12 protein-coding genes are annotated in these 14,364 nt (G+C 68.3%); 8 read left to right on the top strand and 4 right to left on the bottom strand.

Translation table 11 applies throughout. The features are described 5' to 3' along the window. A partial coding sequence (locus tag B7R24_RS08315) for an alkaline phosphatase family protein (protein WP_172582997.1) occupies positions 1–1,047 on the top strand: 1,047 nt, incomplete at its 5' end. Between the two features lie 87 nt (positions 1,048–1,134). Here B7R24_RS08315 and B7R24_RS08310 read toward each other — a convergent pair. Both B7R24_RS08310 and sepH read right to left on the bottom strand, forming a co-directional pair. Further along, positions 1,135–1,458, bottom strand: coding sequence for a GNAT family N-acetyltransferase (locus B7R24_RS08310; protein WP_116422256.1), 324 nt, complete (start codon positions 1,456–1,458; stop codon positions 1,135–1,137). A 160-nt stretch (positions 1,459–1,618) separates the two neighbouring features. Continuing rightward, complete coding sequence (sepH, locus tag B7R24_RS18070; RefSeq protein WP_253259930.1) at positions 1,619–3,169, bottom strand: septation protein SepH; 1,551 nt, start codon at positions 3,167–3,169, stop codon at positions 1,619–1,621. 202 nt (positions 3,170–3,371) lie between these two features. Between sepH and B7R24_RS08300 the strand changes: the two genes are divergently transcribed. Further along, positions 3,372–3,665, top strand: a complete 294-nt coding sequence (locus tag B7R24_RS08300) for a DUF4193 domain-containing protein (protein WP_104244106.1) — start codon at positions 3,372–3,374, stop codon at positions 3,663–3,665. Positions 3,666–3,678: 13 nt separating this feature from the next. Here the strand turns inward: B7R24_RS08300 and B7R24_RS08295 are convergent, their stop codons facing one another. After that, positions 3,679–4,128 (bottom strand): DUF3093 domain-containing protein, encoded by a 450-nt coding sequence (locus B7R24_RS08295; protein ID WP_116418513.1) that lies wholly within the window; start codon positions 4,126–4,128, stop codon positions 3,679–3,681. 51 nt (positions 4,129–4,179) lie between these two features. Between B7R24_RS08295 and dut the strand changes: the two genes are divergently transcribed. From dut to B7R24_RS08270, 5 genes are all read left to right on the top strand, one after another. Then, on the top strand, positions 4,180–4,632 hold the full coding sequence (dut, locus tag B7R24_RS08290) for a dUTP diphosphatase (RefSeq protein WP_116418512.1): 453 nt from the start codon (positions 4,180–4,182) through the stop codon (positions 4,630–4,632). Positions 4,633–4,686: 54 nt separating this feature from the next. Next, on the top strand, positions 4,687–5,289 hold the full coding sequence (locus B7R24_RS08285) for a DUF3710 domain-containing protein (RefSeq protein WP_172582762.1): 603 nt from the start codon (positions 4,687–4,689) through the stop codon (positions 5,287–5,289). Positions 5,290–5,293: 4 nt separating this feature from the next. Further along, positions 5,294–6,028, top strand: coding sequence for a DUF3159 domain-containing protein (locus B7R24_RS08280; RefSeq protein ID WP_116418510.1), 735 nt, complete (start codon positions 5,294–5,296; stop codon positions 6,026–6,028). Positions 6,029–6,050: 22 nt separating this feature from the next. Continuing rightward, on the top strand, positions 6,051–8,465 hold the full coding sequence (locus tag B7R24_RS08275; RefSeq protein ID WP_116418509.1) for an HAD-IC family P-type ATPase: 2,415 nt from the start codon (positions 6,051–6,053) through the stop codon (positions 8,463–8,465). A gap of 111 nt (positions 8,466–8,576) precedes the next feature. After that, positions 8,577–11,399, top strand: coding sequence for an aconitate hydratase (locus B7R24_RS08270; protein WP_116418508.1), 2,823 nt, complete (start codon positions 8,577–8,579; stop codon positions 11,397–11,399). Between the two features lie 108 nt (positions 11,400–11,507). On the opposite strand, the gene B7R24_RS08265 is transcribed toward B7R24_RS08270, so the two are convergent. Continuing rightward, entirely contained in the window at positions 11,508–12,869 is a 1,362-nt protein-coding gene (locus tag B7R24_RS08265) for a YncE family protein (RefSeq protein WP_116418507.1), read from the bottom strand. A 156-nt stretch (positions 12,870–13,025) separates the two neighbouring features. Here B7R24_RS08265 and B7R24_RS17315 point away from each other — a divergent pair, with 156 nt between their 5' ends. Further along, positions 13,026–14,270, top strand: a complete 1,245-nt coding sequence (locus tag B7R24_RS17315) for a virginiamycin B lyase family protein (RefSeq protein ID WP_437123520.1) — start codon at positions 13,026–13,028, stop codon at positions 14,268–14,270. Positions 14,271–14,364: the final 94 nt, after the last annotated feature.

The raw sequence follows: 14,364 nt of genomic DNA, 5'->3' as shown, positions 1-14,364 counted from the left end.
CTGCCCGCCGCCGAGCGTATCGTTGTGGTGCTCGTCGACGGGCTCGGGGTGTCGTCGCTCCGTGCACGGGCCGGGCACGCCCGCCACCTGATGGCGGCGCTCACGAAGAAGTCGAAGCTCGCCAGCGGCTTTCCCACCACGACCGCCGTCGCCCTGACGTCGCTGACAACCGGAACGACCCCCGGCACGAACGGCATCGTCGGCTACACGGCGCTCGTGCCTGAGCACGACGTGGTGTTGAACCAGCTGACGGGGTGGGGGGCCCAGATGAGCCCGCGCGAGTGGCAGGCGCAGCCGACCCTGTTCGAGAGGGCCTCCTCAGCAGGCATCGGATGCACGGCCATCGGTGCTCCGCGCTATGAGAACAGCGGCTTCACTGACGCTGCGTTGCGCGGGGCACGCTACGTGGCAGGCAAGACGATCGCCGACCGGTTTGCGGCGGCGCGAACCGCCCTCGACGCCGGTGGGCGCCAACTCGTGTACCTCTATATTCCCGAACTCGACATGGCGTCCCACGCTCACGGCTGGCAGTCCGACGAGTTCATCGCCGCGCTCGAGGCCGTCGACGGGTCACTGGCGATGTTCCTCCCCTCGCTGGGAGCGGGCGAAGGGATGCTGCTGACCGCCGACCACGGAATGGTCGACGTTCCGTCGACGTCGCACGTGCTGTTCGACACGCTGCCTGAACTGGTGGCGGGCGTGCGGCACGTGGCCGGCGACCCGCGCTGCCTGCAGCTGCACCTGGAACCGTCGCTGTCCCCTGCGGAACGCGACGCGCTGGTGGCGGCGTGGCGGAGGGTCGAGGGAGCACGGGCGTGGGTGGCGACGCGCGACGAGGCTATCGACGCCGGGTGGTTCGGCGAGGTGCTGCCGGGCATCCGGGGCCGCATCGGCGACGTCCTCGTAGCGGCGCGCAAGAACGTGGCCTTCTACGACTCCCGTCGCACCCCTCCGGCGAAGCGCACCATGATCGGGCAGCACGGCTCGTTCACCGATGACGAGCTGTACGTGCCGCTGCTGCGCTTCGGCGCGTTCGCCGCACGCTGACCGCCCGCAGAGCGCTTCTGTCGGTTCCGCGGCCGTTTGTCGCAACCGCGCCTGCGCGCGCGTACGCGAATGAGACGAACGGGCGCGTCAGCTGACCCTTCGACGTTCACCGTCGACGCCGGTGGTTGTGGGAGTGAGCCCGAGGTGGCGCACGACGGCCTCGGAGGCGGCGTGATCGGGGTGGTTATGCGCCACGAACTGTGACCCACCCTCTGACCGCAGCCAGCTGAGGACCGCGTTCGCTCTGCCGGTCGCCACACCGCGGCTCTGCGCAGCCGGCGCCGCCACCCGCGCGAACTCGCTTACGCCCTGCCGCGCGGTCGCCTGCACGTAGTCCGGCGCCGCGCCGGTGGCATCGGACACGATCCAGTTGAGCCAGGACTCTGTGCCGTCGGCGGAGTGACCCACCATATGCCGTCGGTAGGTCTGCCTCAGGTGCCGCTTGCTCGGCGGAGCACCGACTGGGGTGCAGTCGGCCGGTGCGCCGCCCGCTCGGACGACTCCGGCAGAGGCGCCCTCGGCCGAGGGGCCGTCGGCGAGCCTGCCGTCCGGCACAGGCCCTCAGGTCAGCTCAGCTCAGGTCGTCGTCGCTGCGCGCACCGAAGACGATCTCGTCCCAGCTGGGCATTGCGGCACGGCGCTTCTTACCCGGCTGGGGGGTGGTCTGGCGCTGGCGAGAGGCCGGGTCGGCGGCGGGCGTCGCGTCGGACTCGAGGCCGGCGAGGGGCACATCGACGACGCTACCGGTGTCGCCCGGCCGGCCCTGGTCTGCGAGACGGTCGGGGTTGAGATGTGCGACGGGTCGCGTGTCGCCGACGGGGCCGGCAGGAGTGGGCAACCCCGACGAACCGCGGGTGAACATGCCCGCGTGCGCGGCGTGCTGGGAGGGGTGGTCGGAGCGGGTATCGCCGAACGGGTCGAGGTCTTCGCTGTCGTCGACGAACGTGGCGGCTTCCCGCTCGCCACGACGGCGCCGGAGGGCCTCGAGCAGGTCTGCCGTCTCGTTGTGGGCCGTAGGGGCGGGTGTCGCGCGGTTGACTGCTGCCGCCGCCGCACGGGCCGACGACTCCTGCTCGGTGAGCGACGCGGGTCTGCTGAACGGGGTCGGTTCGACGATCACCGGGGGAGCCGTGGGCCCGGTACCGGGCTCACGGGCATCCGTTCCCTTTGCCGCACGAGACACCGAGCCCCAGATGGAACGGGCGGCAGAACCGTCTGCGCGAACCCGGGCAGGCTTCTCCGCGGCCGCGGCCGCGGAAGGGGTGGGGGATGCCTCGGCTGCGGGGAAGGCGGGGATGTCGGAGGCGCCGGGCGCCGGGCGATCACCGGTGGCGTCACCGGAGAGAGGCGGGTCGAACGCAGCCGGCCCGGAAGCAGCACCACGGTCATCCGAATGACCCTCGCCGGAGCCTGCAGCGGGGAACGCGGCATCCAACTCGTCGATTCCGAGCCCGACCCTCTCGGAGCGCTGGATGCCCGGGTTGACCGAGACCGTCTCGGCACCGTTGAGGTCGACGGCGCGAAGCCGGGGAATCAGCCCGTCAGAGATCTCGCCGTGCTGCGACAGCGTGATCGCCCCGGAGTTGAGGGGCGTGAGCGAGTGGCGCTTCGGGTCGTACTGCCAGCGCGCATCGTGGTCGATCTCGTCGGCGGTGAAGGTGAGCTTGACGATCCAGCCCGACTCCTCCTTCCAGCTGGCCCAGCGCAGGTCGATAGCGCCGAGGCCCGCCAGGCGCTCCTCGATGATCTCGCCGAAGGTGGAGGACTGGTCGTCGCCCAGGGGGTCGCCGCGCAGAGGGTCGCTGCTGAACGCGACCTTGACCGCCACCCTGAGCGCCGACGAGACGATGTGCAGCCGCTCGGCCACGACGGGCCCCTCGAAGCGCTCGACGTACTCGAGCGAGGCGCCGGTGGCCCGCGCGACGTCTTCGGCGCTCATACCAGCCCGGATCTGCGACTGGATCTCGCGCGGCGACACCTTCACCCCCGGGGTGACCGACGAGGTGCTCTGGCGGAGCCTCGACTGAAGCACTTCGTCGATGGCGACACGGTAGCGCTCACCGGTCTCGCTCGAGACGAGCAGAGCCCCGTTCTCGATTCCGATGACAGTAAGATCTTGCATGGTTTCTGGCCCCGTCTTGGTCTGGAGTTCCCTGCAAGGATGCCACGACAAAGAAGCATCGCCCGGGAATGTTCGGGGCGTGCCGTAAGTTGCTACGGGCGAGGGTGGCAAGCCCTGTTCTGGCGGTTTGCTATTACCTCTTGGATGATGCAAACTAACGCCGCCGATTTTGTTTCAGCTGGCGTATGAGAAGTGGATAAGCATGGCAACCGATTACGACGCTCCGCGGAAGACCGACGACGATTCAGACTCGATCGAAGCGCTGAAGGAGCGGGTCCCCGACAAGATGTCTGGGGTCGTAGACGTTGACGACGCCGACAATCCGGGTGGCTTCGAACTGCCGGGCGCAGATCTCTCAGACCTCGACCTCGACGTGGTGGTTCTTCCGCCGCAGGCAGACGAGTTCACCTGTGTGAGCTGCTTCCTGGTGAAGCACCGCTCGCAGATCGATCACCAGACGAAGCTCGGGCCCGTCTGCATCGAATGCGAGATGTAAGGTAAGCAACGCTCTAAGCGAGCTCGTGGTCAGCCTTCTGTAAGGCGGCCACGAGCTCTTTTGGGTTACGGGACGAAATGAGCCAGTACGGTACGGGGTCTTCCGGGTCGTGGATGCTCACCCGCACCACCGGCTGGATCCAGCCCCGGATGCACAACCAGGCGCGTGCGTCGAGCCTCTGCCCCCGGGCCATCGTCGCGTCGCCGCCCGTCATGGCCTCGGGTTCGCCCACGAACGACAGGGGGATCCGCGCCCGGCCCGCCACCAGCATCCCGTCGCCCACCGTGACGACCGGTGAGAGAACGAAGAGAACAAGCACGCTGCCGCCGTACAGAACAATGGCGCAGACGATGCCCGCCAGCATGTTGATCGGTGCGAAGACCAGGATGCTCGCCGGGATGAGCAGCACCAGGTACAGATAGATGCGCGCGGGGGGGCTCAGTCGTTCGCGGTAGGTCGCCATAGCTCTATTCGATCAGAGTTTCGGGCCGGGATTCTGCACTACCCTCGACTCGTGACTGAATCCGTCGAAGTTCTCCTCAAGGCTGAGCACATTCCCAGCTACGCGCATCCGGGCGATGCTGGTGCCGATCTGCTGTCGGCCGAGGCGCTGACGCTCGAGCCCGGTCAGCGTCACACTGTCGCCACGGGGGTCTCGATCGCCCTGCCCGACGGCTTCGTCGCCTTCGTCGTTCCGCGCAGCGGCCTCGCGAGCAAGCACGGCATCACGATCGTCAATTCGCCGGGAACCGTGGATGCGGGTTATCGGGGGGAGATCCGCGTCGCACTTCTGAACACTGACACCTCGGTGCCGTACGATATCGCCGTCGGCGACAGAATCGCGCAGCTGGTCATCATGCCGGTGACCCGCGCGGTCTTCGTTCCCGTCGAACACCTCCCGGGCAGTGCCCGCGGTGCCGGCGGTTTCGGTTCGACCGGCTACACCACCCCCCACTCAGGAAGCTGATTGCCCGTGTCAGACAACATTCCAGACGCACCCGCAGAACTCGAACCGGCCGATCTGGATCGCTCCGAGGTCGACGCCGGCCCGGGCGATGCCAAATCCGCTCCGGAGAACCGTGAGACCGACGGCCCGTTCGATGCGGACGAAGCGAACCCCGCACGCCCCTACGTCGACCTGGGCGGTGTGAAGATCCTTCCCCGCGAGGGGCTGCAACTGCGACTGGAGGTGGAGGAGGGTACGCAGCGCGTCGTCGCGGTCGGCCTCGACTACGCCGGCTCGACCCTGCAGGTGCAGGCGTTCGCCGCCCCCCGCTCGACGGGGCTGTGGCACGACATCCGTTCGCAGATCCGCGACCAGATCACGGGCCAGGGCGGAACCCTCCTCGAACAGGAGGGCGTCTTCGGGCCGGAGCTCATCGCCCAGGTTCCGGCCGCCGGCCCCGACGGTGCTCCGGTGCTGCGTCTCGCCCGGTTCGTCGGGGTCGACGGCCCGCGCTGGTTCCTCCGCGGGGTCATCGCGGGCGAGGCCCTGCAGAACGAGGCGTCCCGCGCAGCGGTCGAGGAACTGTTCCGCAGCGTCGTGGTGGTTCGCGGCGGGTCTCCCATGCCGCCGCGCGACCTCATCCCGCTCACCATTCCCAAGTCGAGCGCCGCGGTCTGAACCGATGGACGACCAGCACAGGGACGAGCGCACGCCCTCGTTCTCCGAGGCCTTCGCGGCTGCGGCCAAACGGTCGGGCATCGGTCAGGTCGCGCCCGGCGAGACCCCGACGGCCCAGTCCCTGCTCCGGGCGATCGGCGGCATCCGGGGCCTGGTCGAGTCGATCCTGCCGGGGCTGGCCTTTCTCGTCATCTACACGTTCACGAGAGACCTGACGCCGAGCGTTCTCGCGCCGCTCGCGGTCTCGGTCGTGTTCATCGTGGTGCGCCTCGCCACCCGCAGCCCCGTGATGCCGGCCGTCGCCGGGCTCATCGGCGTGGCGATCTCGGCCGCCCTCGCCCTCTTCACCGGGCGCGCCGAAGACAACTTCCTGCCGGGACTGATCATCAACGCTGTCTCGGTGCTGGTGCTGCTGGTGTCGATCGTCGTTCGCTGGCCGCTGATCGGGCTGATCGTGGGGGTGTTGACGGGCGACGCGCTGGGCTGGAGGGCCGACCCGGCGAAGTTCCGCGTCGTTCTGATCGCGACCTGGTGCTGGGTCGGGCTCTTCGGGCTCCGTCTCGCGGTCGAGTTGCCGCTCTACCTCGCCGGCGAGGCGGGGGCGCTCGCCTCGGTGAAACTGCTGCTCGGCGTACCTCTCTACGCGGCGATGCTCTGGGTGACCTGGCTGCTGGTTCGGGCGGCATTCGGTCACCAGAAGACCGTGGCCACCGCCGACCCGAGCCCCGAGAACCCGTAGCGGGCAGGAGGGGAGCGAGCGGATGACCGTGGGCAGCAACGTCGCCGATCCGGGGCTGTCGCCCGCGGAGGTGGCCGACCGGATCGCCCGCGGCCAGGTCAATGTCACCGCGACACCCACGTCGAGGTCGTTCCGGAGCATCCTCGCCGAGAACGTCTTCACCTTCTTCAACGGCATCCTCACGGTGTGCTTCGTCGCCGTGTGCCTGCTCGGCGACCTGCGCGACGGCTTCTTCTTCGGCGTCGTGGTGGTCAACGCCCTGATCGGCATCGTGCAGGAGCTGCGGGCCAAGCGCGCCCTCGACAGACTGGCGCTGCTCGCGTCGCCCGAGACGGCGGTGCGGCGCGGTGGTGAGCTGCAGATCATCCGGCCCGAAGAGGTCGTTCTCGGCGACCTGGTGATCGTGCGCCCCGGCGACCAGATCACGGCCGATGCCGTCGTGGAGACGACGAGCGCCCTGTTCCTCGACGAGTCGATGCTCACGGGCGAGTCCGACCCGATTGCGAAGAAGGTCGGCGACTCCCTGCTCTCGGGGTCGCTGGTGTCGTCGGGCACGGCCGAGGCGCGCGTTGTCGCGGTCGGCGCAGACTCCTACGCGAGCAGACTGACGGCCGAGATCAAGAGGCACAGCCTCGTGCACTCGGAGCTGCGGGCGGCCACGAACCGCATCCTCGTCTACCTGTCGTGGATTCTCGTGCCGCTGATCATCATCATCCTGCTGGGGCGCATCGGGGCCTACGGCGGGTTCGCCGCACTCTTCGACCCGAACGACACGAGCTACCGGCAGGCGCTCATCGATGCGGTGGCGAGCGTCGTCGGCATCATCCCCGAAGGTCTGGTGCTGCTGACGAGCCTGGCGTTCGGTGTCGCCGCCATCCGCCTCACCCGGCAGCGCGTGCTGGTGCAGGAGCTGGCCGCAGTGGAGGTGCTGGCCCGCGTCGACGTGCTGTGCCTCGACAAGACGGGCACGCTGACGACAGGGGCGATCGGGTTCCACGGGCTGCAGCAGCTGCCGGGGCGCGACGACGATCTCACGCCGGCGACCCGAGCGCTGGCGGCGCTGTCGACCGATGAGGCCGGCAACGCGACTTCGCGGGCGCTCTCGAACCGGTTCGAGCTGGGCGAAGCGGTGGTGGGGGAGCGGCTCGCGTTCAGCTCGCTGCGCGGGTTCAGCGCGGTGCGGCTGCAGGTGTCGGGCGGGGCGGGAGGCGGAGCCGACGGCACACACACCACGTGGCTGCTGGGCGCGCCCGAGCGACTGCTGGCCGATCATCCGGAAGCCCTCGCCGAGGCCCACGTGATCGCGTCGAGCGGGCGCCGCACGCTGGCACTGTCGACATCGACGGATGCTCCCTCGCGGTTCGTCGACGAACCCGACCTCGTGCGCAGCGCCCAGCCCGCCTGTTTCGTCGTTCTCGAAGAGACGCTGAGGCCCGAGGCGAAGGGCACGCTCGGATACTTCGCCGACGAGGGCGTGCGAGTGATCGTTCTGTCGGGCGACAACCCGCACACGGTGGGGTCGATCGCCCGCCAGCTGAACCTCGGCGAAGAAGCTGTCGACGCCAGCACGCTCGAGACCGATGAGCAGGTGACGGATGCGCTGGCCACCGGCAGCGTGTTCGGGCGGGTCGCGCCCGAACAGAAACGCCGCATCGTGAAGATGCTGCAGGCCCAGGGGCGATCGGTCGCCATGACGGGCGACGGAGTCAACGATGCGATGGCCATCAAAGACGCCGACCTGGGAATCGCGATGGGCAACGCGACGCCTGCCACGCGGGCGGTGTCGAGGCTGGTGCTGCTCGACAGCCGCTTCGACCGCCTGCCCGAGGTTCTCATGCTCGGGCGGCGCGTGATCGCCAACGTGGAGCGGGTGTCGAACCTCTTTCTCTCGAAGACGGTCTACGGCATCGTGCTGGCGCTCGTGACAGCGGCGGCCGCGTGGGAGTTCCCCTTCCTGCCCCGGCAGTTGACGCTGGTTTCCACCCTGGCGATCGGCATCCCTTCGTTCTTCCTGGCGCTTGCACCGAACCGCCGGCGCTACCGCCCGGGGGTGCTGCCCCGGGTGCTGAAGTTCTCCGTGCCCACCGGGCTGATCGGCGCTTCGACCTGCCTGCTCGCGTACGCCCCCCTGCGGGTCTCGCTACCGCAGTCCGAGGCGCGGAGCCTTACGACCATCGCCCTCTTCATGGTGTCGCTCTGGATCGTGTCGGTGCTGGCGCGGCCGCTCTCCCGGGCGCGGGTGGTGCTGGTGGCCTCCGTGAGCGCCGCGTTCGTCCTGAGCTTCGTGGTGCCGTTCACGCAGAACTTCTTCATGCTCGGCTTCACCATGACGCCGTGGCTGGTCTACGTGATCGCTGTGGGGGCGGCCGGGGCATCGGGAATCGAGCTCTACTACAGATTCGCGAAACGACGTGGCCTGGTCGTCGACCGGGCCTGACGGGGATGCTAAAGTTATCTCGACGTCAAGATACTTTGGTAAGGCCACCCTTGCTAGCCAGCGGTGTCCGAGACGAACAAGATTGACGTAGTCAGCGAAGGAGAAGGCGCCGTGTCTGCAGTAAACAGTTTTGGGTCGAAAGACACCCTCACCGTGGGAGAGAACGGGTACGAGGTCTACCGCCTCGACACCGTTCCGGGTTATGAGAAGCTTCCGTTCAGCCTCAAGATCCTGCTCGAGAACCTGTTGCGCACCGAAGACGGCGCGAACATCACGGCTGAGCACATCACGGCGCTCGGCTCGTGGCAGCCCACCGCCGAGCCCGACACCGAGATCCAGTTCACGCCCGCGCGCGTCGTGATGCAGGACTTCACCGGCGTTCCCTGCATCGTCGACCTCGCCACCATGCGCGAAGCGGTCGGCACGCTGGGCGGCGACCCCACCAAGATCAACCCGCTCGCCCCCGCCGAACTGGTCATCGACCACTCGGTCATCGCCGATCTGTTCGGCAGCGAGAACGCCCTCGAACGCAACGTCGACATCGAGTACGAGCGCAACGGTGAGCGCTACCAGTTCCTCCGCTGGGGCCAGACCGCGTTCGACGACTTCAAGGTCGTGCCGCCGGGAACCGGCATCGTGCACCAGGTGAACATCGAGTACCTGGCCCGCGTCATCTTCACGCGGGAGGTCGACGGAGTGCTTCGTGCCTACCCCGACACCTGCGTCGGCACCGACTCGCACACGACGATGGTCAACGGCCTGGGCGTGCTCGGCTGGGGGGTCGGCGGCATCGAGGCCGAGGCCGCCATGCTCGGCCAGCCCGTCTCCATGCTTATCCCGAAGGTCGTCGGGTTCAAGCTCTCGGGCACCATCCCGGCCGGCGTCACCGCCACCGACGTTGTGCTGACCATCACGCAGATGGTGAGAAAGCACGGCGTGGTGGGCAAGTTCGTCGAATTCTACGGAGAGGGCGTCACCGCCGTTCCGCTCGCGAACCGCGCCACCATCGGCAACATGAGCCCGGAATTCGGTTCAACGGCCGCGATGTTCCCCATCGACGACGTGACGCTCGACTATCTGCGCCTCACCGGCCGGAGCGACGACCAGGTCGCCCTCGTCGAGGCGTATGCGAAGCTGCAGCACCTCTGGCACGACCCGTCGGTCGAGCCCTCGTTCAGTGAATACCTCGAGCTCGACCTGACGACGGTCGTGCCCTCGATCGCCGGCCCGAAGCGCCCGCAGGACAGAGTGGAACTCAAGCACGCGAAGTCGCAGTTCGAACTCGACCTGAACGACTACGCCACGCAGGACCTCTCGCGGGTGGACGCCGGGCTCGAGGAGACCTTCCCCGCATCCGACCCGCCCAGCTTCACCCCGCAGGATTCCGAGCGCGCACACGAACTGGCCCACAGCCACGTGTCGCACGCCCCGGGCAGCGTGTCGAAGCCGACCCACGTGCACACCGAGAAGGCCGACTACACGCTCGACCACGGCGCCGTCGCCGTCGCCGCGATCACCTCGTGCACCAACACGTCGAACCCGTCTGTCATGCTCGCGGCCGGCCTTCTGGCCCGCAACGCGGTGAAGAAGGGCCTCACCTCGAAGCCCTGGGTCAAGACCACGCTGGCTCCGGGCTCCAAGGTCGTCACCGACTACTACGAGAAGGCCGGCCTCACGGGCGACCTAGAGGCCCTCGGCTTCTACACCGTCGGCTACGGCTGCACGGTCTGCATCGGCAACACCGGTCCGCTCATCGAAGAGGTGACGGATGCCATCAACAAGAACGACCTGGCCGTCACCGCGGTGCTCTCGGGCAACCGCAACTTCGAGGGTCGCATCAGCCCCGACGTCAAGATGAACTACCTCGCCTCGCCGCCGCTGGTCATCGCCTACGCTCTCGCCGGGTCGATGAACTTCGACTTCGAGATCGACCCGCTCGGCCAGGACCACGACGGCAACGATGTCTTCCTGAAAGACATCTGGCCCGATGCCGCCGAGGTGCAGGAGACGATCGACACCTCGATCAACACCGGCATGTTCACGCATGAGTACTCGAGCGTGTTCGACGGTGACGAGCGCTGGCGTTCGCTGCCGACGCCCACCGGCCCGACCTTCGAATGGGACGCCGAGTCGACCTACGTACGGAAGCCCCCGTACTTCGACGGCATGACGATCGAGACCACCCCGGTGTCCTCCATCACGGATGCCCGTGTGCTCGCGAAGCTCGGCGACTCGGTCACCACCGACCACATCAGCCCCGCCGGCAACATCAAGGCCGACAGCCCCGCCGGCAAGTACCTCGATGCCCACGGAGTCGACCGCAAGGACTACAACTCCTACGGGTCACGCCGCGGCAATCACGAGATCATGATCCGTGGCACGTTCGCGAACATTCGCCTGAAGAACCAGCTGCTCGACAATGTCGAGGGCGGGTACACGCGAGACTTCACGCAGCCGGATGCTCCACAGTCGTTCATCTACGACGCCAGCGAGAACTACCAGGCGGCGGGCATCCCGCTCGTCATCTTCGGCGGCAAGGAGTACGGCTCGGGCTCCTCGCGCGACTGGGCGGCCAAGGGCACGTCGCTGCTCGGCGTGAAGGCCGTCATCGTCGAGAGCTTCGAGCGCATCCACCGCTCGAACCTGATCGGCATGGGAGTGCTGCCGCTGCAGTTCCCCGCCGGTGAGAGCTGGGCATCGCTCGGCCTCGACGGTACCGAGGTCGTCAGCATCTCGGGCGTCGAGGAGCTCAACGAGGGTCGTACGCCGAAAACACTGCACGTCACCGCGGTTCCGTCGGCGCAGTCGCCCGCGGGCAAGGAGACGGTCGAGTTCGACGCCGTGCTGCGCATCGACACCCCCGGCGAGGCGGACTACTACCGCAACGGCGGCATCCTGCAGTACGTGCTGCGGTCGCTGGTCACGGCGGCGTAGCGCGCGGGGCAGCTGCGCCCCGCTTGTAGTGAAGGGCGGCTCTTCCCATGGGGGAGGAGTCGCCCTTCCGTCGTGCTGCCCACTCGGAGGCGGGTCAGCAGAAGCGGGTCAGCGGGTGCGGCCGGGCCTCCGGCGGCGGGCGACCAGACCCGTCACGAGGAGGAGCGCCGCGAGCCCGGCCAGGGGTGCCGCCGGAGCTCCCGTCGATGCCAGCGTTCCTCCGCCGGTTGCACCGCCCGCTCTGCCGTTGCCGACGCCATTGCTGGCACCGGGGGCTGGGGCGGCGGTCGTCGTAGCGGTCGTCGTCGGTGTTGTCGTGGCTGTGGGTGTCGGGGTGGGCGTGGGGGTGGAGGTGGGCGCCGCCTGGGCTCCGATGACGGTCAGCGAGTCACCGCCGTAGTTGGCGACCACGGCCGTGCCGAGGGAGGGGTCGACGACCACCTGCCGTGGATCCGCGCCGACCGGCAGGGTCTGGCTGCGGATCGCGGTGCCCTCGATCACCGAAACATTCTGCGAGGTGTTATTCACGACGAAGGCTGTGTGCGTCGTGCTGTCGACCGCAACGGCGAGCGGGTCGGCGTTGACGCTGACCGTTCTGGCCACGGCCGCTCCCTGGATCTCAGTGACGTTCGTCGAGAGCTGGTTCACCACGTAGGCCGTGTGGGTCGAGCTGTCGACCGCGACGGCGAGAGGGTTCGCACCGACCGGCACGGTGGTCGAGGTGATGCTGGTGCCCTGAATGACAGAGACGTTCTGGGAGGTGTTGTTGACCACGTAGGCCGTGTGGCTGACGCTGTCGACCGCGATCGCGTTCGGGTCGGCATTGACGCTCACCGTTCGCACCACGGCAGTGCCCTGGATCTCGGAGACGTTCGTCGAGAGAGTGTTGACGACATAGGCGGTGTGGGTCGAACTGTCGACCGCGACGGCGACCGGCTGGTTGCCGACCGCGATGTCGGTCGCGGTGAAGCTCCCCGGGGTGGGTTCCCGGATGATCGAGACCGTGTTGCTCGCGAGGTTCCCGACGTACGCGACCCCCATCGTTTCGTCGACCGCCACCGAGGTGGGTGCGGTGCCGACCGTCACCCGGGCCACGACGGCACCGCCACGGATGACCGTGACGTCGGCTGATCCGGAGTCGGCGATGAAGGCCGTGTGAGTCGTGCTGTCGACCGCGATCGCCGCAGCGTCGGCGCCGATGCTCCGGGTGCCAATGAGAACGCCGCCGCGGAAGATCGAGACAGTGGAACCCGCGCTGTCGACGGCGTAGAGCGTGTGGTCTCCCGTGTCGACGCCCAGCACGAGCGGAGCGTGCACCGGAAGCGTCGTGACGACGGTGTAGGTCGTCGCCGCCCACGCCGCACCCGCGCCGCACGCTGCGCCGACGACGAGCGCAGCAACGCCGCACGCGGTTGCGCCGGCCAGAACAGTGCGAGGGGACGAAAGGGTGGACGGGGTACGTGACGGCATGCACCGAGGATAGATGATTTATCGTCATCATGCATCCGCACCCCGCGTTTCTGTACCTCCGGTGGAAATTGTTCCCGAACGGTGCCACACTCTCGGTACGGGGGTTCGACGGAACATCAGCGTTCCTCTATCGAAGGCGGGCACCCCGTGAAGACCATGCTCACAACCCTGGCCGTCGCGGCCCTCATCGCCGGCGTGCTCACCGCCGCTCCTCCCCGGGCAGAGGCGACGACGGTTCCCGGGGGTGCCTTCGCCAGCCTCGGCGCCGAAGCGAAGCCGGTCGCGAGCGTCACCGATGCTGCCGGCAACCTCTTCGTTCTGAATGAGGGTGATGCGACGGTCTCGAAGATCACTCCGTCCGGCGTCGTCACCCGGGTCTTCGCCGCACTCGGTGGGGGAGTGAGCCCGCAGGCCATGACCATCGACCCGCGGGGGTTCCTCTACATCGCCTGCGGCGCCACCGACTCGGTCACCCGGGTGTCGCCCTCGGGCCTCGCAACGGCGTACTGGGCCTACGACGGTCGCGGATCGATGCCGCGCGCGATCACCTCCGACACGGCGGGAAACGTGTTCGTCGCCAACTGGGGCACCTCCACCGTCACCCGCATCACGGCAGCGGGGGTCGTGTCGCCCACGTTCGCCCGCCTCGACCCCGCCGACCACCCTCTGGGCCTCTCCGTCGATTCCGGGGGAACCGTCTTCGTGGCCGACACCCAGACCGACCGCATCTCGGCGGTCTCGTCGAGGGGCCGCGTCACCGAGATGTTCGCGGCACTGCCGACAGGATCGCAGCCGGTGGCGGTCGCGGTCGATCCGTGGCGCAGTGTCTATTCCGCCAACGCCGTGGGTACCGTGTCGAAGTTCGGCGCCGACGGCCGGATGCTGACGGCGGCGCTCCCGGCCCTGCCCGGGCCGCATCGCCCGACGACGCTGCTGCTCGATCCCTACGGCGACCTCTTCATCGGTGACGAACACGTGGGCGCCGTGACCGCTGTCGACGCGGCGGGTCTGGCCGCCGTGCCCCGCGCCGGCTTCGATGCCGGCGCGGGGGCCGTGGCACTGATCCGGGCCATGGCGCTGTCGGGCAGCAGCCTCTACGCGATCGACTACGTCACCGGGCAGGTGCAGCGGGCCGAACTCGCCCCGTCGATCACGTCGGGCTCGTTCGGCGGACCGGTCGAACGCGGATCACCCGTGTCGCTCGACATCGGTATGGGCGGGTACCTTCCGCAGGTCATCCTGAGCGTCGGGAGCCTGCCCGACGGGCTGCGACTCGACGAGCACACCGGGCATCTCTCCGGTATCCCGTCCACGCTGGGCACTACCGGCTTCGACCTGCTGGTGGTGAACCACTGGGGTGCAACCGTGCCCCGCCACGAAGTGATCTCCGTCGTACCGTGAGCCTCCGGCTGGCCGGTGGAGTGAACCTCCGGCTCACCGTCTGGGGTTGTCAAGCGCGCGTGGAGGCTTCGGATGTTCACACGAAGCACTTATA

Origin of the sequence: Subtercola boreus (assembly GCF_003399645.1) — a bacterium.
In the GTDB taxonomy this organism is placed as follows: Bacteria; Actinomycetota; Actinomycetes; order Actinomycetales; family Microbacteriaceae; genus Subtercola; species Subtercola boreus_A.
The sequence above is the reverse complement of the archived record's forward strand: the minus strand, read 5'-3'. Positions and strand labels throughout refer to the sequence as shown.